Raw genomic sequence first — 25,342 nt, forward strand, 5'->3', positions numbered from 1 at the left:
ATGCACATACTCGTCCTCGGCGGTACGACGGAAGCCCGCCGACTGGCGGGGCTGCTGGTGGACACGCTGCCCGCGACCACCCGGGTGACCAGTTCCCTGGCCGGACGGGTCGCGAGCCCCAGGCTGCCCCCGGGCGAGGTGCGCGTCGGCGGGTTCGGCGGGGCCGAGGGACTGGCCGCGTGGCTGCGGACCCATGAGGTGGACGCGCTCATCGACGCCACCCATCCTTTCGCCGGAACGATCAGTTTCAGTGCGGCTGCCGCTGCCGCCCAGGCCCATGTTCCCCTGCTGGCGCTGCGCCGGCCCGGCTGGACTCCGGGCGAGGGCGACCGCTGGCACCCGGTCGGCTCCCTCGACGAGGCCGCCCGCGCGCTGCCCGCGCTGGGGGAGCGGGTCTTCCTCACCACGGGGCGCATGGGCCTGGCCGCCTTCGCCGGCCTGGACGAGCAGTGGTTCCTGATGCGGTCGGTGGACGCCCCGCAGACGCCGCACCCGGCCCGGATGGAAGTCCTCCTCGAACGCGGCCCCTTCACCCTCGACGGCGAGCGCGAACTGCTCCGCCGCCACCGCATCGACGTACTGGTCACCAAGGACAGCGGGGGTGCCGCCACCGCGCCCAAACTGGCCGCCGCCCGCCAGGCCGGCATCCCGGTGGTGGTGGTGCGCCGCCCCCCGGTGCCCGAGGGCGTACCGGTGGCCGACACCCCCGAGGCGGCCGCCGCCTGGCTGCGTCGGCGGCTCGGTGACGGCCGCCCCGCGGACCTCTAGGGGGCCTCCGGATAGCGGCGGGGGGTCCAGACGATCTGTTCCCCGTCGCCCCGCCGCACCCACCGGGTCTGCGACGACCCGACGAGCAGGATCGTCCGCATGTCGACCTCCGCCGGGTCGAGATCCCCCAGCCGTACCGTGCGCACGCTCTCGGCCGGACCTCCGACGTCCCGGCCGAGCACCACCGGGGTGTCCGGCGAGCGGTGCTCCAGGAGCAGGTCCCTGGCCTTGCCGACCTGCCAGGTGCGGCTGCGCGACCCCGGGTTGTACAGGGCCAGCACCAGGTCCGCCGACGCCGCCGCCCGCAGCCGCTCCGCGATCACCTCCCACGGCTTCAGCCGGTCCGACAGCGAGATCGTCGCGTAGTCGTGCCCCAGCGGCGCGCCCGCCTTCGCGGCGGCCGCGTTGGCGGCCGTCACCCCCGGCAGCACCCGTACCGGAACGTCCGCGTACTCCTTCTGCGAGGCCACCTCCAGCACCGCCGTCGCCATCGCGAAGACCCCCGGGTCGCCGCCCGACACCACGGCCACCCGGTGCCCGCGCCGGGCCAGGTCGAGGGCGAACTCGGCGCGCTCGGACTCCACCTTGTTGTCCGAGCCGTGCCGCACCTGCCCCGGCCGCACCGGCACCCGGTCCAGGTACGTCGTGTACCCCACCAGGGCGTCGGCGGCGGCCAGCGCACCGCGCGTCTCGGGCGTCAGCCACAGCGGCCCGGCGGGACCGGTGCCCACCACGACGACCTCGCCGTCGCACTCCCGACGGGGCGCCGCGGGCGCGGTGTGCGCGGAACCGATCCGGCTGGGCAGCACCGCGACCGCGAAGTACGGCACCGCCTCCGCGTCCACGTCGGTCAGTTCACCGGTGCGCTCGCCGGCCATCGTCGCCCGCTCCACGTAGCGGGCCTCCGCCAGCCGCCCCGACGCCTCGAAGGCGCCGCGCACGGCGGGGAAGGTGCGCCCCAGCTTCATCACCACAGCCGTGTCGGTGGCCGCGAGCCGCGCCGTCAGCTCCTCCTCGGGCAGCGTGCCCGGCAGGATCGTCAGCACCTCCTCGCCCTCCACCAGCGGCGTCCCCAGCCGGGCGGCGGCGGCGCTCACCGACGTCACCCCGGGGATCACCTCGGTGGGGAAGCGGTCCGCGAGCCGCTTGTGCATGTGCATGTACGAGCCGTAGAAGAGCGGATCGCCCTCGGCCAGCACGGCGACGGTGCGTCCCGCCTCCAGGTGCGCGGCCAGCCGGGCCGCCGCCTGCTCGTAGAACTCCTCCAGCGCCGCCCGGTACCCGCCCGGGTGGTCGGTCGTCTCCGTCGTGACGGGATAGACCAGCGCCTCCTCCACGTGGTCGGGGCGCAGGTGCTTCGCCGCGATGGACCGCGCTATCGACCGCCCGTGCCGGGCACTGTGGTAGGCGATCACATCGGCCTCGGCGATGACCTCCACCGCGCGCACCGTCATCAGGGACGGGTCGCCGGGACCGAGTCCGACCCCGTACAGCCGTCCCGCCTGCTGCTCGCTCACGCTCACTCTTCCTCGCTGGCGATCGCGTTGAGCGCGGCGGCGGCGATGGCGCTGCCGCCGCGCCTGCCGCGCACGATCAGGTGCTCCAGGCCGGACCCGTGGGCGGCCAGCGCGTCCTTGGACTCCGCGGCGCCGACGAAGCCGACGGGCACGCCGATGACGGCCGCCGGGCGCGGGGCGCCCGCCTCGATCATCTCCAGCAGCCGGAACAGCGAGGTCGGCGCGTTGCCGACGGCCACCACCGAACCCGCTAGACGGTCGCGCCACAGCTCCATGGCGGCCGCGCTGCGGGTCGTGCCGAGTTCCCGGGCGAGGGCGGGCACCGACGGGTCGGACAGTGTGCACACCACGTCGTTGTCGGCGGGCAGCCGCTTGCGGGTGACGCCGCTGGCGACCATCTGCACGTCGCACAGGATCGGCGCGCCGGAGCGCAGCGCCGCACGGGCGTCGACCACCACGTTCGGGCTGAAGCCGATGTCGCGCACCAGGTCGACCATGCCGCAGGCGTGGATCATACGGACCGCGACCTGGCTGACGTCGGCGGGCAGACCCGCCAGATCCGCCTCGGCGCGGATCGTGGCGAAGGACTGGCGGTAGATCGCCGGTCCGTCCTTCTCGTACTGATGCACTGTGCTGTCGCTCTCTTCTGCGGGCGTGATGGACCGGGCTGGAGACGGAATCCGTACGCGGGGCGTACGGGTGAAACGGTGTCAGTCGCGGGCGGCGCGTGCGGCGGCCACCGCGGCGGACAGGGCGGACGGGTCGCAGGCGTCACCGCCGGGAACGGTGACCGGGGCGGCGCGCGTGCCGCCCCGTACGACGGAGACCTCGTGCCCCTGCGCCGTGGCGACGACGTCGACCCGGTCGCCGTGCGGATGCCCGCACCGCCGCGCGCACCCGGACCAGTAGACAGGAAGCGCACCCCGGGGACCCACGGCGGCCCCCGCCAGGGCGCGCACGTCGGACAGCGACTTCGCGCAGCCGGGCCGGCCGATGCAGGCGCCGACGCCGCTCCAGGGGGAGTCGGGGCCGGTGATCAGTCCGGCGGCGGCCAGCGCGTCCAGCGCACCGGCGGCCCGCCGGGGGGCGAGGCCGGGGACGACGACGCCGCGCCACGGGGTGAGCCGGAGCGTGCCGTCGCCCTGCTCGCGCGCGGTCTCCGCGAGCAGACGCCACTGCGCGGCGGTGGCGCGGCCCAGGGGCACCCCGACCGACAGTGCCGCGCGGGAGCGGTCGCGGCCCGTCACCACCCCGGGCCGCGGCGGCGCGGCCCCCGGCACGGAACGCGGTCCGTCGGTGCGGGTGGCGTCGACGCCTGCCGCGCCGCACGCCCGCACCGCCTCCGCGAGGAGCGGGCCGGGGCCGCCCGGCAGTTCGGACACCCGCCACACGCCCGCGTCCCGCGCCCGGTCGAGGAACGTTTCCGCGGCCACCAGCGCCGCCCGCGCCGCCTGCGTACCGGGCACCTGTACCGCGTCCCCGGCCCCGCCGACCCGCAGCAGCGCACCCCCGTCGCCCCGCGCCTCCAGCGTCACGTCCGCGCCCAGCGAGGACACGTCCCCCCGGCCGTCGTCCAGCGCGAACAGGAACCGGCCGGACAGCTCCACGGCCCGCTCACTGGCGCACAGCAGCGCGTCGAGTTCCGTCAGCCACGGGCCGACGTCGGCCCGCCCCAGCCCGTCGAGCCCGGACAGCGGGGACGCCACGACGTTGCGCACCCGCTCGTGGCGTTCGGACGGCAGCAGCCCCGACTCGCCGAGCGAGCGGGCCAGTTCGCCGCCGCAGTCGGCGGCCAGGGCACGCAGTTGCGCGTTGCCGCGGGAAGTGAGGTGAATGTCACCATCGCCCAGCCGCCCGGCCAGCTCCCCGAGGACGTCGGCCTGACCCGCGGTCAGCCGGCCGCCCGGCAGTCGCACCCGGGCCAGCGCCCCGTCGTCCGCGCCGTGCAGCCGCAGGGACCCCGGGCACGCGTCACCACGGGTCCGCAGGGGGCTCCCGCAGGACCGGGGCGGACCCTCTGCGGCAGGCGGCGGCGAAGTGGCTGGTCGGGGCATGGCGGCGAGCATACCGACCACGAAGCGGCCCCCGCGCGACGACCAGGTGGGGACCTCTTGACCCGGGGCTCTAATATGCCTGGTGGCGGGCTGTACGGCCCGCCGTCGCCACCGACGGCGACAGGGGAGGAAGCCCGGTGCGAATCCGGCGCGGTCCCGCCACTGTGAGCCCGGCCCACCGGCCGGGTGAGCCAGGAACTCCCTTCCCCGTGCCACCCGACCCCGGTCGGGCAGGGGAGTCCCTCCGAACACCGCCCGGGGCGTGGACACCCCGAGGAAGGCACGACGCCGCATGATCCTGCTCCTGTCGACGTCCGACACCGACCTGCTCAGCGCCCGCTCCTCCGACGGCCCGGTCGGTTACCGCTACGCCAACCCCTCCCGGCTCGCCCTGGCGGACCTCCCTGAGCTCCTGGAGGGCGTCGACCTCGTCGTCGTACGCCTCCTCGGCGGTGTCCGCGCCTGGCAGGAGGGCCTCGACCAGGTCCTCGCCACCGGCCGCCCCGTCGTCGTGCTCACCGGTGAACAGGCCCCCGACGCCCAGCTGATGGCCGCCTCGACCGTCCCCGTCGGCATCGCCGCCGAGGCGCACGCCTACCTGGCGCACGGCGGCCCCGCCAACCTGGAGCAGCTCGCCCGCTTCCTCTCCGACACCGTGCTCCTCACCGGCCACGGCTTCGATTCGCCCGCCCCCGCCCCCTCCTGGGGCCCGCTGGAGCGCACCGCCCGGCAGGACGTCGACGGCCCGACCGTCGCGGTGCTCTACTACCGCGCCCACCACATGAGCGGCAACACCGCGTTCATCGACGCCCTGTGCGGCGAGATCGAAACCGCGGGGGCCCGCCCGCTGCCGCTGTACGTCGCGTCCCTGCGTGCCCCCGAGCCCGAACTCATCGACGCGCTGCGGGCCGCCGACGCCATCGTCACCACCGTCCTGGCCGCGGGCGGCACCCGCCCCGCCGAGGCCTCGGCCGGCGGCGACGACGAGTCCTGGGACGCGGGCGCCCTCACCCACCTCGACGTGCCGATTCTCCAGGCACTCTGCCTCACCGGTTCGCGGAGCGACTGGGAGGACAACGACGAGGGTGTCTCCCCGCTGGACGCCGCCAGCCAGATCGCCGTGCCGGAGTTCGACGGCCGTCTGATCACCGTCCCGTTCTCCTTCAAGGAGATCGACGAGGACGGCCTGCCCGCGTACGTCGCCGACACCGAGCGCGCCGCCCGCGTCGCCGGCATCGCCGTGCGCCACGCCCGGCTGCGGCACATCCCCAACGCCGACAAGCGCCTCGCGCTCGTCCTCTCCGCCTACCCCACCAAGCACTCCCGCATCGGCAACGCGGTCGGCCTCGACACCCCCGCCAGCGCCGTCGCCCTGCTCCGCCGTCTGAAGGAGGAGGGGTACGACTTCGGCACCGAGGAGATCCCCGGCCTCGTCTCCGGCGACGGCGACGAGCTGATCTACGCCCTCATCGACGCCGGCGGCCACGACCAGGAGTGGCTCACCGAGGAGCAGCTGGCCCGCAACCCGGTCCGCATACCGGCCGCCGACTACCGGCGCTGGTTCGCCACCCTGCCGGCCGAACTGCGCGAGTCCGTCGAGCAGCACTGGGGCCCGGCGCCCGGCGAGATGTTCGTCGACCGCTCCGCCAACCCGGACGGCGACATCGTCCTCGCCGCCCTGCGCTTCGGCAACCTGCTCGTCCTCATCCAGCCGCCGCGCGGCTTCGGCGAGAACCCGATCGCGATCTACCACGACCCCGATCTGCCGCCGTCCCACCACTACCTGGCCGCCTACCGCTGGATCGCCGCCCGCGCCGACGACAACGGCTTCGGCGCCGACGCGATGGTCCACCTCGGCAAGCACGGCAACCTGGAGTGGCTGCCCGGCAAGAACGCGGGCCTGTCCGCGGCCTGCGGCCCCGACGCCGCCCTCGGCGACCTCCCGCTGATCTACCCGTTCCTGGTCAACGACCCCGGCGAGGGCACCCAGGCCAAGCGCCGCGTGCACGCCACCCTCGTCGACCACCTGGTGCCGCCGATGGCCCGCGCCGACAGCTACGGCGACATCGCCCGGCTGGAACAACTCCTCGACGAGCACGCCCAGATCGCCTCCATGGACCCGGCGAAGCTCCCGGCGATCCGTGCCCAGATCTGGACCCTCATCCAGGCCGCGAAGCTCGACCACGACCTCGGCATCGACAACCGCCCCGAGGACGAGGGCTTCGACGACTTCATCATGCATCTCGACGGCTGGCTCTGCGAGATCAAGGACGTCCAGATCCGCGACGGCCTGCACGTCCTCGGTGGCGCGCCGGCCGGAGCCGCCCGGGTCAACCTGGTCCTCGCGATCCTGCGCGCCCGCCAGATCTGGGGCGGCACCGCCTCCCTGCCCGGCCTGCGCGAAGCCCTCGGACTCGACGAGTCGGCGGCGCAGCGCACCGCGGCCGACGAGATCGAGGAGCAGGCCCGCACCCTCGTCCAGGCGATGGAGGACGCGGACTGGGACCCGGCCGCCGTCGCGGACGTCGCCGCCGGCCACCCGCAGTCCGTCGCGGACATCCTCGCCTTCGCCGCCCACGAGGTCGTCCCGCGGCTGGCCGCCACCACCGACGAACTCACCCACGCCGTCCACGCGCTGAACGGCGGATTCGTTCCGGCGGGCCCCTCCGGCTCGCCGCTGCGCGGCCTGGTCAACGTCCTGCCGACCGGCCGCAACTTCTACTCCGTCGACCCCAAGGCCGTCCCCTCCAAGCTCGCCTGGGAGACCGGACAGGCCCTCGCGGACTCCCTCCTGGAGCGCTACCGCAACGACAACGGCGAATGGCCCACCTCCGTCGGCCTCTCCCTGTGGGGCACGAGCGCGATGCGCACGGCCGGCGACGACATCGCCGAAGCCTTCGCCCTGCTCGGCGTGCGCCCGGTCTGGGACGACGCGTCCCGCCGGGTCACCGGGCTCGAAGCGATCCCGACCGCCGAACTCGGCCGTCCCCGCGTCGACGTCACCCTGCGCATCTCGGGCTTCTTCCGCGACGCGTTCCCGCACACCATCGGCCTCCTCGACGACGCGGTGCGCCTCGCCGCCTCCCTGGAGGAGCCCGACGACATCAACTACGTGCGGGCCCACACGCAGGCCGACCTCGCCGAGCACGGCGACGAACGCCGCGCCACCACCCGCATCTTCGGCTCCCGCCCGGGAACCTACGGCGCGGGCCTGCTCCAGCTCATCGACTCCCGCGACTGGCGCACCGACGCCGACCTCGCCGAGGTCTACACGGTCTGGGGCGGCTACGCCTACGGCCGCGAACTCGACGGCCGCCCGGCCCGCGAGGAGATGGAGACGGCGTACAAGCGCATCGAGGTCGCGGCCAAGAACACCGACACCCGCGAGCACGACATCGCCGACTCGGACGACTACTTCCAGTACCACGGCGGCATGGTCGCCACCGTCCGCGCGCTCAAGGGCAAGGCCCCCGAGGCGTACATCGGCGACTCGACCCGGCCCGAGACGGTCCGCACCCGCACCCTCGTCGAGGAGACCTCCCGCGTCTTCCGGGCCCGCGTCGTCAACCCCAAGTGGATCGAGGCGATGCGCCGCCACGGCTACAAGGGCGCCTTCGAACTCGCCGCCACCGTCGACTACCTCTTCGGGTACGACGCGACGACCGGCGTCGTCGCCGACTGGATGTACGACAAGCTCACCGAGACGTACGTCCTGGACCCGGTGAACCGCGAGTTCCTGAAGGAGGCCAACCCCTGGGCGCTGCACGGCATCGCCGAGCGCCTGCTGGAGGCCGAGTCGCGCGGCATGTGGGCCAAGCCCGACCCGGCCGTCCTGGACGCGCTGCGGCAGGCGTACCTGGAGACCGAGGGCGACCTGGAGGGCGAGGACTGAGCGGGGGCGGGGCGGGCCCCTGCGCAGGGGCCCGCCCCGCCCCCGCCGGGTCCCGGACACCGTCTTCGGGGCGGGTCCCGTCCTTCCGCGCGGCAGGCGCGGGGCGGCTACGCGGTCCTGTCCCCGTCGGGCGCGCCGTGCTTCGCCGGAGCGTCGTCCCCGTCGGGGATGCCGGTCAGGTCCTCCACGTCGAAGAGCCGGGCGATCGGCACGTCCGTGCTGCTGTGCGCGATGATCGACACCGCGATGCAGACGGCGATCAGCGTGTACGCCTCCTCGCCCTGCGGGATCCCGGCCTGGAGGACCAGCAGTCCGTACACCACCGAGGCGAAGCCCTTCGGGCCGAACCACGCCGCCACCAGCCTCTCCCGGCGGTCGAAGCGGGTGCCGATCAGCGACAGCAGCATCGAGGCGGGCCGGATGAGCACGATCGCGAGCACGACCGCCACGTAGCCGCCGAAGGACAGGTCGCCGAAGAGCTGCGGGGTGAGCAGCGCGCCGAAGACGAGCAGCGCGGCGAACTTCGCCAGCTCGGCCAGCGACTCGCCGAGCGGCTCGAACGCCGACTTCGCCTCGGGGGAGACGGTGGCGAGGACCGCGCCCGCGGAGAAGGCCGCGAGGTAGGGATTGGCGTGGGTGAGGTGGCACAGGCCGTACAGGATGACGCCGATGGCCAGCGGCAGCAGCGGCTGCAGCTTGGGCTCGGCTCCCAGCAGCGGAAGCCGTACGAGGAGACTCACGAGCAGGGGCAGCACCACGCCGAAGACCAGCCCGAGCAGCAGCTCCAGAGCGATCGCCCCCGGGGACGACTCCGCGCTGCCCGACGTCGCCCCCGCCGCGGCGATGAAGACCAGGACGACGGGCAGGGCCAGTCCGTCGTTGATGCCGCTCTCCACGTTCAGCAACTGGCGTAGTTTCGCGGGGACTTCCTTGCGGCCCACGATCGCGGACGCGAACACCGGGTCCGTGGGCGCCAGCACCGCACCCACCAGGAACGACGTCGTCCAGTCCAGGCCGACCAGGTAGTGCGTCACCAGCGCCATCCCGATGAAGGCGAGCGGCATGCCCAGACCCAGCGCGCGGGCCGGGTTCTTCCAGTTCTCCCGCAGCTTGGGCACGGACACGTGCATGCCGTCGGTGAACAGCACCGCGAACAGCGCCAGGTCGGCGGTGACCGACACGATCGGGCTGTCCGGCGTGATGTGGATCAGGCCGAGGAAGCCGTCACTGACCAGGGCGCCGCCCGCCAGGAAGAGCAGGGAGGTGGACAGCACCGTCCGGGCCGCCAGACCCGACAACAGCACCGCCACGAGGAGCGCGACTCCGAAGACGGCCACGAGCAGCATGTCTGAATTCCCCTGTCGATAAAGAGACTTGTCCCCGTCGCTGACCAGGCTTCCCGGCACACCGCAGGGAACCTTACACGGCCCTTACGCGGACCCGGCGGGCCCCTGGCGACGCACGCTTCCCCGCAGTTCACCGCACGTCGGTGAACGCCGACCGCCGACGCCCCGTGGCCCCGGCTGGACCGCAGAGCCGGGCGGCGGCAGGATCAGTCCGGCCCCGCGCGCCGACAGGGCCGCGAAAACCGTTCGACCAGGGGGAGTTGTCACCGTTCCATGTCCTTGCCCCACCAGCCGCGCGGCCGCACGCCGGACCGGCCGCACACCGGACAGATGATCGTCTGCGGGGACGACGCCCTCGCCGGGCGACTGGCCGCCGAACTGCGCGAGGTGTACGCCGAACACGTCACGCTGGTCGTTCCGGCGGGCCGCGGGACGGCGGCCCCGGGCTCCGGCGGCCCGGGAACGGTCTCCGCACTCGTCGGCCGGATGTCCTCCGCGGTCACCAGGAACGCACGGGCCACCGCCCCGCCGTCCGGCCGCCCGTACGCCGCGGACCTGCGGGTCCTGGAAGCGGCCGAACCGGACGACGGGGCACTGCAAGCCGCCGGGATCGCGGAGTCCACCGCGCTCGCCCTCGTCTACGACGACGACGAACGCAACATCGGGGCCGCGCTCGTCGCCCGCCGCCTCAACCCCCGGCTGCGCCTGGTGATCCGGCTCTACAACCGCAAACTCGGCCAGCACCTGGAGGAACTCCTCGACCAGGCCGCCGCCGTCGCCGCCCCCGATCTGGACCGGGCAGCCCTCGACGCCTCCACGACCGTACTCTCCGACGCCGACACCGCGGCCCCGGCACTGGCCGCGACCGCCGTGGCGGGCACCAGCAAGATCGTCCACGCGGCCGGGCTGCTGCTGCGGGCCGTGGAACGCACCCCGCCGGGGCCCGGCCGCGTCGCCGACCCCGGGCTGTGCACCCTCGCCCTGCTCTCCTCCACCACCCAGGACCCGGCCGGCGCGGAGGGCTCCGACCGCAGCGGCGGCGATGCCCCCCAACTCCTGCCCGACGAACGGGCGGTGGCCGCCGCGACCGGGCGGGGCACCATCGTGCTCGAAGCGATCACCCACGCCTCCCCGGCGCCCGCCTCCCGGCTGCGCCGCCGCGCGACCAGCCGGGGCGTGCCGCTCGGCGAACTCTTCTCACGCCGTTTCCGCTGGTCCCTGTTCGGCGCGGTGGCCGCAGTGCTCGCACTGTCCCTCGCCGCCTGGCGGATCACCGCCGACCACCCCCTGCACGCCGCGTACCTGATCCTGCTCGACGTCTTCTCCATCAACGACCCCGCCGTGGAGGAGTCGGCGGGCCGTCAGATCCTGCAGATCCTCTCCGGCTTCGCCGGTCTGCTGCTGCTCCCGCTGCTGGTGGCGGGCATCCTCGAAGCGTTCGGCACCTTCCGCAGCGCGTCCCAGCTGCGCCGCCCGCCGCGTGGACTGTCCGGCCACGTCGTCCTGCTGGGCCTCGGCAAGGTCGGCACCCGGGTACTGGCCAGGCTCCGCGAACTGGACATCCCCGTGGTGTGCGTGGAGTCCGACCCGCTCGCCCGGGGCCTCGCCCTGGCCCGGCGGCACCGGGTGCCCGTGGTGCTTGGCGACGTCACCGACGAAGGCGTGCTCGAAGCCGCCAAGGTGCACCGCGCCCACGCCTTCCTCGCCCTGACCAGCGTCGACACCACCAACCTGGAAGCCGCCCTGTACGCCCGGTCGGTCAAGCCCGACCTGCGGGTGGCCCTGCGGCTGTACGACGACGACTTCGCCACCGCCGTCTTCCGCACCCTGCGTGCGGCACACCCGGGAGCCCTCACCCGCAGCCGCAGCGTCTCCACCCTCGCCGCCCCCGCGTTCGCCGGGGCGATGATGGGCCGCCAGGTGCTGGGCGCGATTCCGGTCGAGCGCCGGGTACTGCTGTTCGCCGCGCTGGACGTGGCCGGCCATCCCCTCCTCGAAGGCCGTACGGTCGCCGAGGCGTTCCGCGCCGGGGCCTGGCGGGTCCTGGCCCTGGACCCCACCGACGCCCCCGACCGCGCCCCCGACCTCGCCTCCCCGAACGCCCACGAGGACGCCGACGGCGCGCCCCCGCCGCCCGGCCTGGTCTGGGACCTGCACCCCGGTTACGTGCTGCGCCCCGAGGACCGCGTCCTGCTGGCCACCACCCGGGGCGGTCTCGCGGAACTCCTCGTCCGCAGCGCGACCAGGCCGTCGGGGACCGGCTGAGACGCCCCTCCCGTGCCGGGCCGAGCGGCTCCGGCAGTGCCCACGGCCGGGCGGGGCGCCCTCCCCGGGCCGGGACCGGGGCCGTGGCCGGCCGGGCCCGGTCCCGGCCCCGCCGACGCTCAGCGGAGGAACGCCCCGATCCGCTCCGCCAGCTCCTCGCGCCCGGCCCCGCACCACACGAGGTGGCTCCCCGCCGGGCTCTCCCACAGCTGGGCCCCGCGCAGCCGTGCCGCCAGCGTCGTCGCGTGCGCGTACGGCACGGACCCGTCCCGCCGCGAGGCCACGACCAGGGCGGGCTGCGTCACCCGGGACGTCAGGTCGGGGCCCGCCCGCAGATCGTTGCCGAAGCCCCGCCCCGACCGCATCCGGCAGAACAGCGCGACCAGCTCCGACCGCTCCTGTGCCGACAGCTCCGCCAGCGCTTCCCGCACCGGCAGCGTCGTCAGGCTCCGCAGCATCGTCCGCAGCCCCGCGTCGGGCGCACGCCGCAGCAGCCCCCCCACACCGGACCAGCAGTATGCCTCGGTGGCGGGAGCGAAGAGAAGCCGGGCGCCGAGCCGGGTGCCCGGCGACGGCCACGGCAGCGGTCCGACCGCACTGAGCAGCAGCACCTTCCGCACGAGAGCGGGGTGCAGCGCGGCCAGCGCCACAGCGGTGGGCCCGCCCGCCGACACCCCGGCCACGGCGTCGACCCTCCGGATGCCCAGGTGCGCGCAGAGTTCGGACACCGCGCCGGCGAACCCCGCGGGGGAGGTGCCGGTCGACACCGGCGTACGCCCGTAGCCCGGCCGGGAGGGCGCCAGCACGGTGCAGCCGGCCGCGGCGAACACCTCCTCGCCGCACGGGAGACCGGCCCGCAGATGCCCGCCGTGCAACAGGACGACGGCAGCCGGACCGTTCCGCCGGTCCAGCCGGTACTCGACGGGTCCCGACGCCAACTCCGCCACCCGCGTGGCGCATGCGTCCCCGGGCACGGGTCGCGTCACCTCAGGTCCTCCGCCTTGGTCGTCGGTGTGCACCGTACCCCGCAGGAGTCCTGCCGCCCCGTCGGCGGGCCCGCACGGCGGTCCGGGCCGGCCGACCGTACGATGGCCGATTCCACGGCCGCGATCCGGTCGGCCAGCAGGCCCAGGGCGGCCACCGCCCGCCCCGGCCCGTCCTCGTCCGCCCCGCCGAGCGCCTGGCGCCGTACGTACGACGTGGTGATCTGCGACCAGCGGGCCGCCTGTTCGGCGGTGAGGGTGCCGCGCAGGGCGGCGAGCTTGAGCAGGTTGGCCTCGGCGCCGGTGGTGAGGGTCTGGGCCTCGCCCGTGTAGTGGTCGTCCACGACCGCGGCCAGCTCGGCGTCGTTCATGACGGGGCTGATCCGCTGCACGATCTTGTTCAGGTTGCGGTACGAGCCCTGGAGCAGGAACGGCGGCTCGGTACGCGAGGCGTCCGCCTGCGCGGCCGAGGCGATGTACGCCCCGTTCACGGCGAGCACGGTGGCGCGTGCGCTCAGCAGGTGGCGCAGCACGGCGAGGACGCGGCCCAGCTCGGCGGGCGCGTACGGGTGGACCAGCCGGTCGGCGCGCGCGGTCGGATCGCCCTCGGCGAGCCGCACCAGCAGGTCCAGGTCCGCGCGGTCGCGTCCGGCCAGCGGGGCGAGCACCGGATGCGAGGTGAGCGCGTTCTCCACGAAGCTGGCGGCGAACGCGTCCTCCCTGCCCGTCAGCACGTCGCCCAGGTTCCACACGTCCGCCCGGTTGGCGAGCATGTCGGGGATGCGGAAACGCTGCCCCGACTCCGTGTACGGGTTGCCGGCCATGCACACGGCGAAACGCTTGCCGCGCAGGTCGTGGCCGTCGAGGGTGCGGGTCGCGTCGCACAGCGGGATGAACTTCTGGAGCAGCTCGGGCGAGCTGTGCTGAATGTCGTCCAGGTAGAGGAGCGTGTTGTTCCCGGCCGCCAGCGCGAACGCGATCTTCTCGACCTCCTGGCGGGCGGTCGCGTTCGGCGCCTCGGCCGGATCGAGCGAGGTGACGGAGTGCCCCAGCGCGGGCCCGTCGACCTTCACCAGCAGCATGCCGAGCCGCTCCGCCACGTACTCCATCAGTGTCGTCTTGCCGTAGCCGGGCGGCGACAGGAGCAGCAGCAGACCGCTGCTGTCCGTGCGCCGGGCGTCGCCGGCCGCGCCGATCTGCTTGGCGAGGTTGTCCCCGATCAGCGGGAGGTACACCTCGTCGACGAGCCGGTTGCGTACGAACGCCGACATCACCCGGGGCCGGAACTCCGCCAGCCGCAGCCGCTCCCGCTCGGCGGCCACCAGAGCGGCCCGCAGCTTCTGGTACGCCCGGAACCCGGGCACGGTGCACTCGGCGAACTCCGCGGTCCTGCCCAGGAACTCGTCGAGGCGTACGGAGAGCGAGCGGGTCCGGCGGTCGATGCGCGGATGGTCGCCGAGGAGGCCGGTGACGGTGGCGGTGAGCGGGGCGCCGATCTCCTGCCGGGGCAGCCCCGGACACAGCTCGACGGCGACGGCCTCGGCGAGGTCGCCGGGGTCGGCCTCCTCGCCGGAGGCGGCGGCGTAGGACGTCAGCCAGCCCTCCACGAGCCGCTGCGCGGGGGCGAGCTGCCCGGCCTCCAGATGCGCGCGCACGTCCTCCTCGTAAGGACACGAACCGACCGTGCGGCGGAACGCGTCGAGCAGCGTGCGCGCGGACGCACCGACCGCGAAGGAGGGCCCGGTGGCCAGCTCCTCCACGAGGTACGCGGCGGCGCCCGCCTCGTCCCGCCCGGGGCGCGGGGGAGTGCCGGCTGGGGCGTCGCGCAGCGCGAAGTCCCGCATCGCGAGAGCGAGTTCGTCACGCAGCGCGTCCAGGGCGGGCGAGCCGCCGAAGACGTCCCTGGCCCGTACCAGGGAGCGTGCCTGGCGGGCCCAGGTCTCCCGCGCGGCGCTCGGGGCCCCGTGCGCCCAGAACAGCTGGGCCTTCGCGCGCGCGACGGCGCGGTGGCCCAGCAGGCCCGCGCCCTCGCGCAGACGCAGGACCGTACGGAGGATCTCCGTCGCGTCGTGGTCGTGGACGCCCCGCTCGTACCCTTCGTCGTACGCGGCCTCGGCGCTCCGGCGCACCAGTGCGGGCAGGTCCTCCTCCTCGGCGAGTCTCCGCGCGCCGTGCTCGCTCAGCAGACGGGCCGCCAGGTACTCCGACCGGTACACCCGGCCCGACTCCGACACCAGCGACTGGTCCCAGTGGGCGCCGGTGGCCGCGAACGCGGGGTCGGTGACGGGGGAGCGGTAGTCGGTCCCGGTCAGGGCGAAGGCCAGGGCGCCGTCGCCGTGCGGCACCAGGGTGAGTTCCGGGGCGCGGGTGGAGACAGCGAAGCGGTGGCGGCCCAGCCGCAGGGTGTCGCCGCCGTCCGCGTACAGCTCCCTGCGGTCGCGCAGCGCCCGGCCCGCCTCCTGACGGGCCGCCTTGAGCCGCCCCTCCAACTCGTCGGCCCGTACCGGGTCACCGGCTTCGCGCAGCTCCTCGACGGCCCGGCGCACCTTCGCGGCCATTGGGTCGGAGGCGAAGCAGGTGTGCACCGCGTCGACGGAGTCCAGCCCCGCGGCCCGCCGGACCAGCGCCTCCAGCGCCCGCCCGGCGGACGCGGCGAGCTGCGCGGCACGGCGGGCGCGGGCGTCCTGGAGCGTCTGCCTACGGGCGTGGAAGGTGTCGTACACCTCGCCGCGCTGCCGTTCGATCTCGGCGAGGAAGTCCTCGTGATCGGCGAAACGCGCTTCGAGGTTCTCCCACTGGAGCATGAGCGACGCCAACTGGGCGTCGCAGTCCTCCGGTGTGCCGGCCGCGGCGAGCGCCCCGGCCACCGACTGGCCCAGCAGCGCGAACTCGGCCGCGAACTCCGCCCGGCCCTCCCGGTCGCGCAGCGCGCGCCGACGGTTCTCCAGCCCGGCGCGGGCCCGGTTGACCCCGCCCAGCACCTCGGCGATGCGCTCCAGGACGACGGTGCGCACCGTCGCGTCCGCGATGTCGAGACCGGCGACGACCTCGGTCAGCGCCCGCAGCCCCTGCGCCTGCTCGTCCAGCCGCGCGGCGACGTCGCCGGCCTCGGCCACCGTGCCGATCGCCTCGCCGTCGGTGCTCAGCCGTTCCACCTGGGCGTGGTACCCGGCGAACGCCCCGTCCCGGCGGAGGAAGGCCACGGCGCGCTGCCCCGCCGACGCCAGCTCCGCGCCGGCCTCCCCGGCGAGCGTGTCGATGCGGGCGCTGTCCGCGTACCGCATCTCCTTCAGCGTCACCAGGCGCCCCTGCGCCTGCCGCAGCCCGGTGATCCGGGCCACCCACTGCTCGGCGGACGCGGGCGCCTCGCCACGCGACTGCCGTACCAGCCTGGTGAGGTGGGCGGCCGACGTGTCGAGAGCCTCGCGTGCCTGCCGCATCAGTGCGGTGACGGTCCCGAACTCCTCCAGCACCTGTACGGCGGTGGCCCGCACCCCCTCCAGCGGGGTGCGCAGATCCTGGGCCTCCTCGTCGCCGAGCCAGTGGAACCGGTCGGCGGCCCGGCGGCAGGCGGCGACCAGCGCCTCGTACATCTCGCCCGTCGGAGTGGTGCTGCGGGCCTGCTCGGCGACGGACAGACACTCCGACACGCCCCGGACCAGATCGGGGTTGCCGATCCGGGCGAGCGGCCCGGATCCGGTGGGCGCGGTCGCCGCGTACAGGTCCGACACGTACGGGCTGCGCCACCGCTGCACCTGATGGACGCGGCCGGGCTCCCCGGCGCGCAGGGTCAGGAGCGTGCCGTCGGCGAAGCGCGCGTACCCGTCGCAGGTGAGCGGGGTCGAGACCTGCTTGCGGACGAGGTGGTACGGGAGGAGCAGGGTGCGCCCGGCCGCACGGGCGTGGAAGGCGAACAGCACGTCCTCGCCGTTCGGGGAGCGCACCGCCCGCTCGAATTCCAGCTCCGCGGTGTCCGCGTCGAACGCCTTCACCGTGCCGGAGGCCAGGCAGTAGCCGCCGGGGAAGACGATCCCCTGGTCGTCGGGGAGCCGACGGCAGGACTGCCCGATGCCGTCGAGCCGCACGACGGTGCCCAGCAGGGAGTGGAAGACGAGGTAACGGGTGGTCTCCTCCTTGTACGGGCGGACCCGCAGCAGCAGGAGCGCGCCGACCCTGGCGTATGCGACGTCGGCGTCGGCGAGGGCCTGGAGCGGCTCGTCGACGGGCTCGGAGTGGATGCCGTCGGGAGTCTCGGTGTCGTCGTCGGTCTTGACGGTGAGGCAACCGCCGACGGTGGACAGGAACACGCTGCCGCCGTCGAGGGACAGGTGCGGGTGCCGGCCGAGCACCTGGTCCTCACGGGTCGCCGGGACCCAGGTGACGTCGTGCGACGGCGGGAAGACGTGATCGCGTTCGCCGCGCGCGTCCAGGAACCGGACCTCGCCCGCGGGGGAGAGGGACCAGCGCAGCACCCGGATGTCCGCGGCCTTCTCCCCGGTCTGGAAGACCGCCAGCAACGTGCCCTCCACGTGGCGCAGTTGCAGCAGGCGTGCGCCCTGGTAGTAGCGGTGCAGGGCGGCGAACTCCGCGGCGAACGCGGGGTCGTCGAGCAGACCGGGGACGGCATCGTGGGGAAGCGGGGCGAGGGTGCGGTCGTACAGGGCGAAGACGTCGTCGACCGGTACCTGCGGGCCGGGCGGGCCGGACCGGTTGAAGCCGAGGAGGAGCACGTCGCCGACGGCGACGACGTCGCGGGGGGTGCACACCGCCCCGGTGCGCAGCCGGTCGGTGCCGGTGAGGGTGAGGTCGGTGGAGCCGAACTCGGCGATGCGGGCGGCGTTGAGGGCCTCCGCCCGGCGGGCCAGTTCCCGCGCCTGGGCCGCGAGGCGGTCGCGGAGGACTTCGTAGGTGCCACGGTCCATGCCGGGGGAGCCGTCCGCCGGAGGGTTGTCCGTGGCGATGCGGCCCGCTGCGCGGCCGTCCGCGTCCGTGCCGTCCCGCAGGTCGCCCCGGTCTGCCGCCGTCGTGGCCTGGGTCATCGCTGGTGCCTCCGGGGGTGCGTGGTCTGCGTGGTGGGTGCGGTGTGCGGGGGGTGTTGCGCGGGCGGGGGCCGGGGCGGGCGGGCCTTCCGCTGTCGCCCCGCCTCCCGCCGGCCCGCCCCGTCTAGAGCGCCGCTGCCCCGTTGAGGCCGCTCGCGGGGCGCCGGGGCGCGGTGTCCGAAGCCTTCGGCGGCGTCACCGCGCCCAGTTCCGTCACCGGCATGTCCGCCAGGCCCAGCTCCCGTGCCGTGGCCAGGAGTTGTTCGAGCTGTCCGGACGGCAGGGTGCCCCCGCCTGCCGACATCAGCTTCATCAGCAGCGCCGACACCGTCAGGTTCTGCACGTCCCCCGTGCTCACCGACCCCAGCACCCGCGTCAGGTCCTCGGTGAAGGACCCCGTGCCGTCCAGCCAGGGTGCGGCCAGCGCCTGCGCCGTCTGCGAGTTCTGCACGAAGCCGTCCAGACTCCGGCCCATCGAGATCGACGACATCAGCCGGTCGAAGAACACGGACTCACCGCCCACGATGCTGATGTCCGCGCTCTCCAGCCCGGTGGCCAGCACCGTCGCCTGCGCCTCCGCGACCTGACGCTGGACGTCGAGACCCGCCAGCCGGACGGCCTTGTCGGCCTCCAGCCGCAGCCGGAACTCCTCGTGGGTGCGGGACGCCTCGTCCAGGGCGGCCATCGCCGCCGCCTTCTCGGTGAGGCCCTCCGCCTCGGCCTTCAGCCTGCCGCCGATCGCGGCTGCCTCCGCCTCGGCCATCGCGCGCGCCCCGGCGGCTTCCGCCGACAGCCGCGCCTGGGTGGCACCGGCCTCCGCGCGGCCCGCCTTCTCCGTGACGGTCGCCTCCGCGTCCCGTACCCGCACCTCGGCCAGGCCGGCCGCGGCGGCTTCCGCCTCCACGCCCTCGGCGAGCCGCAGCTTGGCCTGCGCGTCGAGGTCTGCGGTCTTCAACCGGGCCTCGGCCAGGGTCAGTTCCTCGGACGCCCGGTGCACCGCGGCCTGCTCGGCGGCCTCCGCCGCCTTGATGTCCTTGACCAGGTTTTCCTGCGCGATGGCCTCGGCCGCGATGACGAGCGTCTGCCGGTCGCGTTCGGCCGCCTCGACGGCCCGCAGCCGCAGGATCGACTCCTCCTGCTCGGCGACCGTGCGGTCCACCGCCACCCGCTCCCGGACGACCTCGGCGATGTCCCGCTTCTCGGCCTCCACCTCCTTGTCGGCGGAGATCCGCGTCAGCTGGGTCTCCCGCTCGCGGGCGATGACCTCCAGCATCCGGTCCTTCTCGATCCGCTCGGTCTCGATGGCGATGACCCGCTCGCGGTTCTTCTGCGCGACGGCCACCTCGCGCGCCTGGTTCTCGCGCTGCACCCCGAGCTGCTCCTCGGTCCTGAGGAACGCGCTCTGCGCCCGCAGCCGCTCCTCCTCCACCACCCGGGCGGTCTCCGCCTCCTCCCGCGCCCGTACGGTCTCCACCTCGCGGCGCTGCTTGCTCTCGGCGTCCGTCTGCCGGCGCTCCAGCTCCAGGATGGCCTCGCGGGCGTCCACGTTCTGGCGGGTCAGTTCCTTCTCCTCGTGCCGCTGGTACTCGTTCGTCCGCACCCGCTCCACCGACGTCAGCTCGGTGATCTTGCGGATGCCCTGCGCGTCGAGGATGTTGTGCGAGTCCAGCTGGTTCAGCGGCGTCTGCTCCAGGTAGTCGATCGCCGCGTCCTCCAGGCTGTAACCGTTCAGGTCCGTGCCGATGACCTGGATGATGCGGTCGCGCAGCTCGTCGCGCTTGGTGTAGAGGTCGGTGAAGTCGAGCTGCTTGCCGACGGTCTTGAGCGCCTCGGAGAACTTCGCGTTGAAGAGTTCCTGGATGGTCTCCTTGTCGCTGGCCCGGTCGGCGCCGATGGCCTGGGCGACCTTGATGACGTCCTCGACCGTCTTGTTGACCCGTACGAAGAAGGAGATCCGGATGTCGGCGCGGATGTTGTCCTTGCAGATCAGCCCGTCCCGGCCGGTGCGGGTGATGTCGATGGTCTTCACCGAGATGTCCATCACCTCGGCCTTGTGCAGCACGGGCAGCACGACCTGTCCGGTGAAGGTCACGTCGACCTTGCGCATCTTCGAGACGATCAGCGCCTTGCCCTGCTCCACCTTGCGGAAGAGCCGGGTCAGGACCAGCAACAGCCCTACGGCCACGAGCAGGACGACGGCGCCGAGCACGACGGCGCCCACAGTGATGGCATCCATGAGGAGGTCCCCCGAAATGTGAGGTGGGTGGGAAGAGCGGGTGGGACACGGGCGGAACGGGCCGTGTCAGCCGCGGGGCGACAGCTCCGCGTCGTACGGCGAGACCCAGAAGTACTCGCCGTCCTCGTCGTAGGCGTAGAGCAGCCCCGTGCTGCCGAGGCCGAGTTCCCCGGCGCCGTACTGCCGTACCTGGACGACGGCGGTCGAGCCGTCCCGGGCGGCCACCTCCGCCTGGCCGAACCGCGCGTCCACCCGACCCGTGCGGATGGTGCAGGTCAGCCCGACGAAGTCCTGCCGGGACGGCCCGGGTTCGTCGGGGAAGAGCCGGCGCAGCTGCCCGAGAAGCAGCCGGGTCAGCAGCCACGAGACGCCGAGGGCGACCAGCAGGACGACGATGTTCAGCAGGTGCAGCCCGGCCCCCGCGATCCCGGACCGGCCGAGCAGGACCGAACCGCTCAGCCCCAGGAACCACGCCGACGCCACCAGCAGCGACATCGCCACCGTCACGGGCACCCCGCCCAACCCGAGCGCCCCGGCGTCCAGTTCGCCGTCGAAGCTGTCGTGGGCGACGGCCCCGCACAGCACCAGCAGCCAGAACCCGACGACCACGACGAGAGCCGCGGTGAACAGCAGCGTGGGAAAGCCGGCGGCCGCAGTCATGAATTCGCCCATCACACGCCCCCGGCTTCCGTTCACCGGCAGGGATTGTCCCCCTGTCGGTCCTTCGCCCACATCGTGACGCGAGGAGCTACCCACGTGCATTGCCGTCCTCCGGCAATCTTTATGATTCCTTGATGCCGGTTGCCCTCGGCCCGCCACTCGCGGCGAGGGCCGAGAAGTGAGGACGAGAACAGTGACGAACCCGCAGAACTCCGAGGAGCAACATCTGGACGGGTACGCCCAGATCCTCACCGACGCCTGTGCCACCGGACGCAAGCTCACCCGGCAGGAACGCGAATCGCTGCGCCAGGGCGGCGAGCAGGCCGCGGAGGCGGGCGTCGGACTGCGCGCCCTGGTCCGCGCCCACCTCCGCACCGCGCGGGACGTCCGCACCCGCATGACGACTGCGGAAGCGGGCCATCTCCTCGCCGCCGTCGAGGAAGCCGTGGACGCCTTCGCCGAAGGGCACGAACGGGCACAGCATCTGGCGGTGCGTCAGGAGGAGGCGGCGCGACGGGAGTTCATCGACGACCTGCTCTACGGCCGGAGCGACCTCGGCCGTCTCGCCGCCCGAGCCGAACGCTTCGGACTGCTGCTCTCGCACGCCCACGCCGTCGCCGTCGCGCAGGGGGACGATCCGTACGAGGACGGCCACCCGGTCACCCGCAGGGTCGAACAGTCCCTCGTCACCCGCTTCGGCGACCGCCGCATCCTCCTCACCACCAAGGACGGCCGCCTCATCTGCATCGCCCCCGGCGACCAGTCCGACGTCCTGACCCACTTCGCCAAGCAGGCGCACGCCGCCACCGACGGCGGCCGGGTCGCGGTCGGCCGCCCCCACCCCGGAGCGGGTGGCGTCGTCCACTCCTACGAAGAGGCCCTCAACGCGCTCGACCTGGCTGCCCGCATGGACCTGGAAGGGCCGGTACTGCACGCCGCCGACCTGCTCGTCTATCCGGTGCTCACCCGGGACAGGCAGGCCATGAGCGATCTCGTGCGCAGCGTGCTCGGCCCCCTCCAACTGGCACGCGGCGGCGCGCAGCCGCTCCTGGACACCCTCACCGCGTACTTCGACACGGGCTGCGTGGCCGCCGAAGCCGCCCGCCGCCTCTCGCTGAGCGTGCGCGCGATGACCTACCGCCTGGAGCGCATCCACAAGCTGACCGGATCCGACCCCGGCGACCCCGTCCACCGCTACACCCTGCAGACCGCGGTGGTGGGAGCTCGCCTGCTCGGCTGGCCCGAACAGCCCCTGTGACCGGCCCGCCGCCGCGCGTGCGCCCCGACGGTCTGCGTCCCGTGCGTCCCGCCGCGGGGCGCCCGCTGTCGTGTTCACGCCTGGTAGTGATCTGGTTACGATGGTGCGACGCGTACTTTCGCATGCGGAAGAGGTGGAGATGACGGCGGTGCAGAGACCTCGCACGCTCACGGACCTGACGGCGGCGACGCGGAACGCACGTACGAAGACGGTGGTGTCCCCGTGACGGCAGCTCCCGCGGAACGCCCGACCGGAGACAGCGTGCCTCTCGACGCGCCGGTCAATTCGCACAACGAGTGGGACCCGCTGGAAGAAATCGTCGTGGGACGTCTCGACGGCGCGACGATGCCCTCCCGCCACCCCGTGGTGTCCTGCAACGTCCCCCCGTGGGCGGCGCGCTTCCAGGGGCTGGCCGCCGGTTTCAAGTACCCGCGCGTCCTGGTGGACCGGGCGCAGGAGGAACTCGACGGGTTCGTCTCCCTCCTGGAATCCCTCGACGTCACCGTCAGGCGCCCGGACGCCGTCGCGCACAAGAAGCACTTCGCCACCCCCGACTGGTCGTCGCGCGGGTTCTGCAACACCTGCCCGCGGGACAGCATGCTCGTCGTCGGCGACGAGATCATCGAGACCCCGATGGCCTGGCCGTGCCGGTACTTCGAGACGCACTCCTACCGCACGATCCTCAAGGACTACTTCCGGCGCGGCGCCCGCTGGACGGCGGCGCCCAAGCCACAGCTCACCGAGGAACTCTTCGACCCGGACTTCCGCATCCCGCATCCGGGCGAGCCCATGCGGTACATCCTGACCGAGTTCGAGCCGGTCTTCGACGCCGCGGACTTCGTCCGCGCGGGACGCGACCTGTTCGTCACGCGCAGCAACGTCACCAACCGCATGGGCATCGAGTGGCTGCGCCGCCACCTCGGCAGCGGCTACCGCATCCACGAGATCGAGAGCCGGTGCCGTACGCCCATGCACATCGACACCACGTTCCTCCTGCTCGCCCCGGGCAAGGTCCTGATCAACCCCGACTACATCGACCCGGACCGGCTGCCCGACGTGCTCGGCTCCTGGGACGTACTGGTCGCCCCCGAGCCCGAACCGATCCGCGACCCCCTGCTCAAGCTCACGTCCATGTGCGGCAAGTGGCTCAACATGAACATCCTCATGGTCGACGAGAAGCGCGTGATCGCCGAACGGCACCACACCGGCATGCTGCGCGCCCTGGAGAAGTGGGGATTCGAACCGATCCCGTGCGACCTGCTGCACTACGCGCCCTTCGGCGGTTCCTTCCACTGCGCCACCCTCGACGTCCGCCGGCGCGGTGCGCTGGAGTCGTACGTCGACCGGTGAGCACGCGCTCCGGCGACCGGCCCGCCCGGCACCGTCGGCGGTTCGTCCGACCGGTGCCGGCGTCCCCGCGGACGGCCGCCACCTCGCCCGGCAGCCGGGCGTCCCGCGGGCCCTTCGCAGGCCGCACCCGGGGCCGCCCCTTGTAGGACTCTACAAAGAGGCGGCCCCGACCTGCGGATGTGTTCATGCCTTCCACCCCTAACCCTCCGTGCCCGGTTGCCTGTGTACTCCTCACAAGAGCCGAAAAGAACGGGGACGACTGCCGTGCACCCACACCGACCCGCCGTCCGGGCGCGAACCCCGGAGGCACGGGTCGGGGGTGTCGGACGTCGGCCGCCGGGCACACAGCCAGTGGAGGCCCCCTGATGACCCGCCGGACTTCCCCCGCGAGCGTCAGCGCCCTCCGCGACGCGACGGGTCCGGACCTCACCCGCACCCCCGTCGCCACCGAGCACATCGCGGGCGTTGCGCCGCGATGACCCCAGAAGGAGCAATTGTGTCCACGCACACCGAGGAAATGAGTGTCCGGGTGACCGAGCAGGCCTGGCTGGACGAAGCGATCGCACGGGCCACCGACAGTGTGCGCAACGGTGGCGGCCCGTTCGGCGCGCTGATCGCCAAGGACGGCGAAGTGGTGGCGATCGGCAACAACCAGGTCACCGCGACCCTGGACCCGACGGCCCACGCCGAAGTGAGCGCCATGCGTGCCGCCTGCAAGGTGCTCAACAGCTTCTCGCTGGAAGGGTGCGTCCTGGTCACCTCGTGCGAGCCCTGCCCGATGTGTCTCTCCTCGGCGCTGTGGGCGCGGGTCGACCGGATCGTCTTCGCCGCCGACCGCGACGACGCAGCGGCGGCCGGATTCGACGACCGCAAGTTCTACGACCTGTTCGAGAAGACCCCGGCCTCGATGTGGCCGATGCCGGTCGAGCAGTTGCAGGTACCGAACCGGACCGCGCCCTTCGACGCGTGGCTCGCGAAGTCCGACCGCATCGACTACTGAACCGGCCGGCACCACCACAGCTTTTCCGGCCGGGTCGCGGGCTCCATGCCCCCGACCCGGCCGCTGTGCGTGGCGCGTGCGCCGAACTCCCGTGCCCGCACGCCGTCCGGGACTAGACTTCCGACGCCCCCGGGTCGTCCCCGGCGGGTGGCAGCGCGAGTCCGCGGAAGCCCCCGCGGTGGCGTGCCGCGGCGTCGACAGCCAGGAGGGAGGGGGAAGGTGCCTCGTACCCTCCGGTGGCGGCGGACCGGCGCGGACCGAGCGGTTCCGGCGAGCCGGTGACCGGCCGGCCGGCGCCCACGGTGCTGCCCCCGCCGCTGCGCACCCCGCTCCTGCTGATCGCCTTCCTCGCCGCTCTGATCGTCGTCGCGCTCGGCCTGCGGTACGCCGGCCACACCCGTCCCGGCAGGGTGGACGAGTGGGTCCGGTCCGCGGTGGACGGCGTGCGGCCCCCGTGGCGTCAGGCCGTCCTGGCGACGGACTTCCTGGGGGAGCCCGTCGGCGCGGCGGCGCTGGTCGTGGCCGCCGTGACGGGCTGCCTGCTGCTGCGGCGGCCCCGTGCCGCGGTGCTCGTCCTGCTCGGCCCCGCTCTGGCCGTGGTGGCGACGCGGTCGCTGAAGCCCCTGGTGGGACGCACCATCCACGACGTGCACCTGTCCTACCCCAGCGGACACACCGCTTTCCTCACCGCTTTCGCCTTCGCGCTGGCGCTGCTCGCGGCCGGGCGCACCGGCATCCGCACGGCCACCGGCACGCTGCTCGTGCTCGCCTCGGCAGTCGTGGCCGGGGCCGCCATGGGCTGGGCCCAGGTCGCCCTGGCGGCCCACTACCCCACCGACGTCCTCGGCGGCTGGGGCACCGCGCTCGCGGTGACTCCCGCGTGTGCGTGGCTGATCGACCGCATCGCCGACCGCATCGCCCACCGGAACGCCGCCCGGACGGCCGACGCGGGACGGCGCGCGCAGCCCCGCTGA

At 73.8% G+C, this 25,342-nt stretch carries 15 protein-coding genes and 1 riboswitch; of the genes, 7 read left to right on the forward strand and 8 right to left on the reverse strand.

The window, feature by feature from the left end:
• Nucleotides 1-768 (forward strand): cobalt-precorrin-6A reductase, encoded by a 768-nt coding sequence (locus ACQPZG_RS31010; protein WP_433548999.1) that lies wholly within the window; start codon nucleotides 1-3, stop codon nucleotides 766-768.
• Here ACQPZG_RS31010 and ACQPZG_RS31015 read toward each other — a convergent pair.
• The 3 genes from ACQPZG_RS31015 to cobG all read right to left on the reverse strand — a co-directional run bounded on the left by ACQPZG_RS31015 (nucleotide 765) and on the right by cobG (nucleotide 4,351).
• A complete protein-coding gene (locus ACQPZG_RS31015; RefSeq protein WP_433549000.1) occupies nucleotides 765-2,291 on the reverse strand; it encodes a precorrin-2 C(20)-methyltransferase in 1,527 nt (508 codons plus the stop codon). The genes ACQPZG_RS31010 and ACQPZG_RS31015 overlap by 4 nt on opposite strands.
• The gene (locus ACQPZG_RS31020) at nucleotides 2,288-2,914 is read right to left on the reverse strand and encodes a precorrin-8X methylmutase (protein ID WP_433549001.1); all 627 of its coding nucleotides are present in this window, start codon (nucleotides 2,912-2,914) and stop codon (nucleotides 2,288-2,290) included. Before ACQPZG_RS31020 ends, ACQPZG_RS31015 begins: the two co-directional genes overlap by 4 nt.
• 81 nt (nucleotides 2,915-2,995) lie before the next feature.
• Nucleotides 2,996-4,351, reverse strand: a complete 1,356-nt coding sequence (gene cobG, locus ACQPZG_RS31025; RefSeq protein WP_433549002.1) for a precorrin-3B synthase — start codon at nucleotides 4,349-4,351, stop codon at nucleotides 2,996-2,998.
• A gap of 114 nt (nucleotides 4,352-4,465) precedes the next feature.
• Nucleotides 4,466-4,540, forward strand: a riboswitch (cobalamin riboswitch).
• Nucleotides 4,541-4,631: 91 nt separating this feature from the next.
• Here cobG and cobN point away from each other — a divergent pair.
• Complete coding sequence (cobN, locus tag ACQPZG_RS31030; protein WP_433549003.1) at nucleotides 4,632-8,231, forward strand: cobaltochelatase subunit CobN; 3,600 nt, start codon at nucleotides 4,632-4,634, stop codon at nucleotides 8,229-8,231.
• 107 nt (nucleotides 8,232-8,338) lie between these two features.
• Here the strand turns inward: cobN and ACQPZG_RS31035 are convergent, their stop codons facing one another.
• Nucleotides 8,339-9,577: a cation:proton antiporter gene (locus ACQPZG_RS31035; RefSeq protein WP_433549004.1), complete on the reverse strand. Its 1,239-nt coding sequence runs from the start codon at nucleotides 9,575-9,577 to the stop codon at nucleotides 8,339-8,341.
• A 273-nt stretch (nucleotides 9,578-9,850) separates the two neighbouring features.
• On the opposite strand from ACQPZG_RS31035, the gene ACQPZG_RS31040 reads away from it, so the two are divergent.
• Nucleotides 9,851-11,842: an NAD-binding protein gene (locus tag ACQPZG_RS31040; protein WP_433549005.1), complete on the forward strand. Its 1,992-nt coding sequence runs from the start codon at nucleotides 9,851-9,853 to the stop codon at nucleotides 11,840-11,842.
• 119 nt (nucleotides 11,843-11,961) lie between these two features.
• Here ACQPZG_RS31040 and ACQPZG_RS31045 read toward each other — a convergent pair whose 3' ends face one another.
• The 4 genes from ACQPZG_RS31045 to ACQPZG_RS31060 form a co-directional block, all read right to left on the reverse strand.
• Nucleotides 11,962-12,816, reverse strand: a complete 855-nt coding sequence (locus ACQPZG_RS31045) for an alpha/beta fold hydrolase (RefSeq protein ID WP_433549006.1) — start codon at nucleotides 12,814-12,816, stop codon at nucleotides 11,962-11,964.
• 8 nt (nucleotides 12,817-12,824) lie between these two features.
• Nucleotides 12,825-17,864, reverse strand: coding sequence for a DNA repair ATPase (locus ACQPZG_RS31050; protein WP_433549007.1), 5,040 nt, complete (start codon nucleotides 17,862-17,864; stop codon nucleotides 12,825-12,827).
• A 124-nt stretch (nucleotides 17,865-17,988) separates the two neighbouring features.
• Nucleotides 17,989-20,100, reverse strand: coding sequence for a flotillin family protein (locus ACQPZG_RS31055; RefSeq protein ID WP_433549008.1), 2,112 nt, complete (start codon nucleotides 20,098-20,100; stop codon nucleotides 17,989-17,991).
• Between the two features lie 66 nt (nucleotides 20,101-20,166).
• Nucleotides 20,167-20,772 carry a hypothetical protein gene (locus tag ACQPZG_RS31060; RefSeq protein ID WP_433549009.1) on the reverse strand — a complete coding sequence of 202 codons (606 nt, stop codon included), beginning with the start codon at nucleotides 20,770-20,772 and terminating at the stop codon, nucleotides 20,167-20,169.
• Nucleotides 20,773-20,953: 181 nt separating this feature from the next.
• Between ACQPZG_RS31060 and ACQPZG_RS31065 the strand changes: the two genes are divergently transcribed.
• From ACQPZG_RS31065 to ACQPZG_RS31080, 4 genes are all read left to right on the forward strand, one after another.
• Complete coding sequence (locus tag ACQPZG_RS31065; RefSeq protein WP_433549010.1) at nucleotides 20,954-22,018, forward strand: PucR family transcriptional regulator; 1,065 nt, start codon at nucleotides 20,954-20,956, stop codon at nucleotides 22,016-22,018.
• A gap of 222 nt (nucleotides 22,019-22,240) precedes the next feature.
• Nucleotides 22,241-23,368 carry an amidinotransferase gene (locus ACQPZG_RS31070; RefSeq protein WP_433549011.1) on the forward strand — a complete coding sequence of 376 codons (1,128 nt, stop codon included), beginning with the start codon at nucleotides 22,241-22,243 and terminating at the stop codon, nucleotides 23,366-23,368.
• Nucleotides 23,369-23,885: 517 nt separating this feature from the next.
• A complete protein-coding gene (locus ACQPZG_RS31075) occupies nucleotides 23,886-24,368 on the forward strand; it encodes a nucleoside deaminase (protein WP_433549617.1) in 483 nt (160 codons plus the stop codon).
• A gap of 278 nt (nucleotides 24,369-24,646) precedes the next feature.
• Nucleotides 24,647-25,342, forward strand: a complete 696-nt coding sequence (locus ACQPZG_RS31080) for a phosphatase PAP2 family protein (RefSeq protein WP_433549618.1) — start codon at nucleotides 24,647-24,649, stop codon at nucleotides 25,340-25,342.

The sequence above is a fragment of the Streptomyces sp. CA-294286 genome (assembly GCF_050947155.1).
Lineage (GTDB): Bacteria > Actinomycetota > Actinomycetes > Streptomycetales > Streptomycetaceae > Streptomyces.

Coding starts and splice junctions, on each gene's coding strand:
- cobG (WP_433549002.1), bottom strand. CDS start 4,351: ATGCTCGCCGCCATGCCCCGACCAGCCACTTCGCCGCCGCCTGCCGCA.
- ACQPZG_RS31055 (WP_433549008.1), bottom strand. CDS start 20,100: ATGGATGCCATCACTGTGGGCGCCGTCGTGCTCGGCGCCGTCGTCCTG.
- cobN (WP_433549003.1), top strand. CDS start 4,632: ATGATCCTGCTCCTGTCGACGTCCGACACCGACCTGCTCAGCGCCCGC.
- ACQPZG_RS31035 (WP_433549004.1), bottom strand. CDS start 9,577: ATGCTGCTCGTGGCCGTCTTCGGAGTCGCGCTCCTCGTGGCGGTGCTG.
- ACQPZG_RS31050 (WP_433549007.1), bottom strand. CDS start 17,864: ATGACCCAGGCCACGACGGCGGCAGACCGGGGCGACCTGCGGGACGGC.
- ACQPZG_RS31010 (WP_433548999.1), top strand. CDS start 1: ATGCACATACTCGTCCTCGGCGGTACGACGGAAGCCCGCCGACTGGCG.
- ACQPZG_RS31060 (WP_433549009.1), bottom strand. CDS start 20,772: ATGGGCGAATTCATGACTGCGGCCGCCGGCTTTCCCACGCTGCTGTTC.
- ACQPZG_RS31040 (WP_433549005.1), top strand. CDS start 9,851: ATGTCCTTGCCCCACCAGCCGCGCGGCCGCACGCCGGACCGGCCGCAC.
- ACQPZG_RS31075 (WP_433549617.1), top strand. CDS start 23,886: ATGAGTGTCCGGGTGACCGAGCAGGCCTGGCTGGACGAAGCGATCGCA.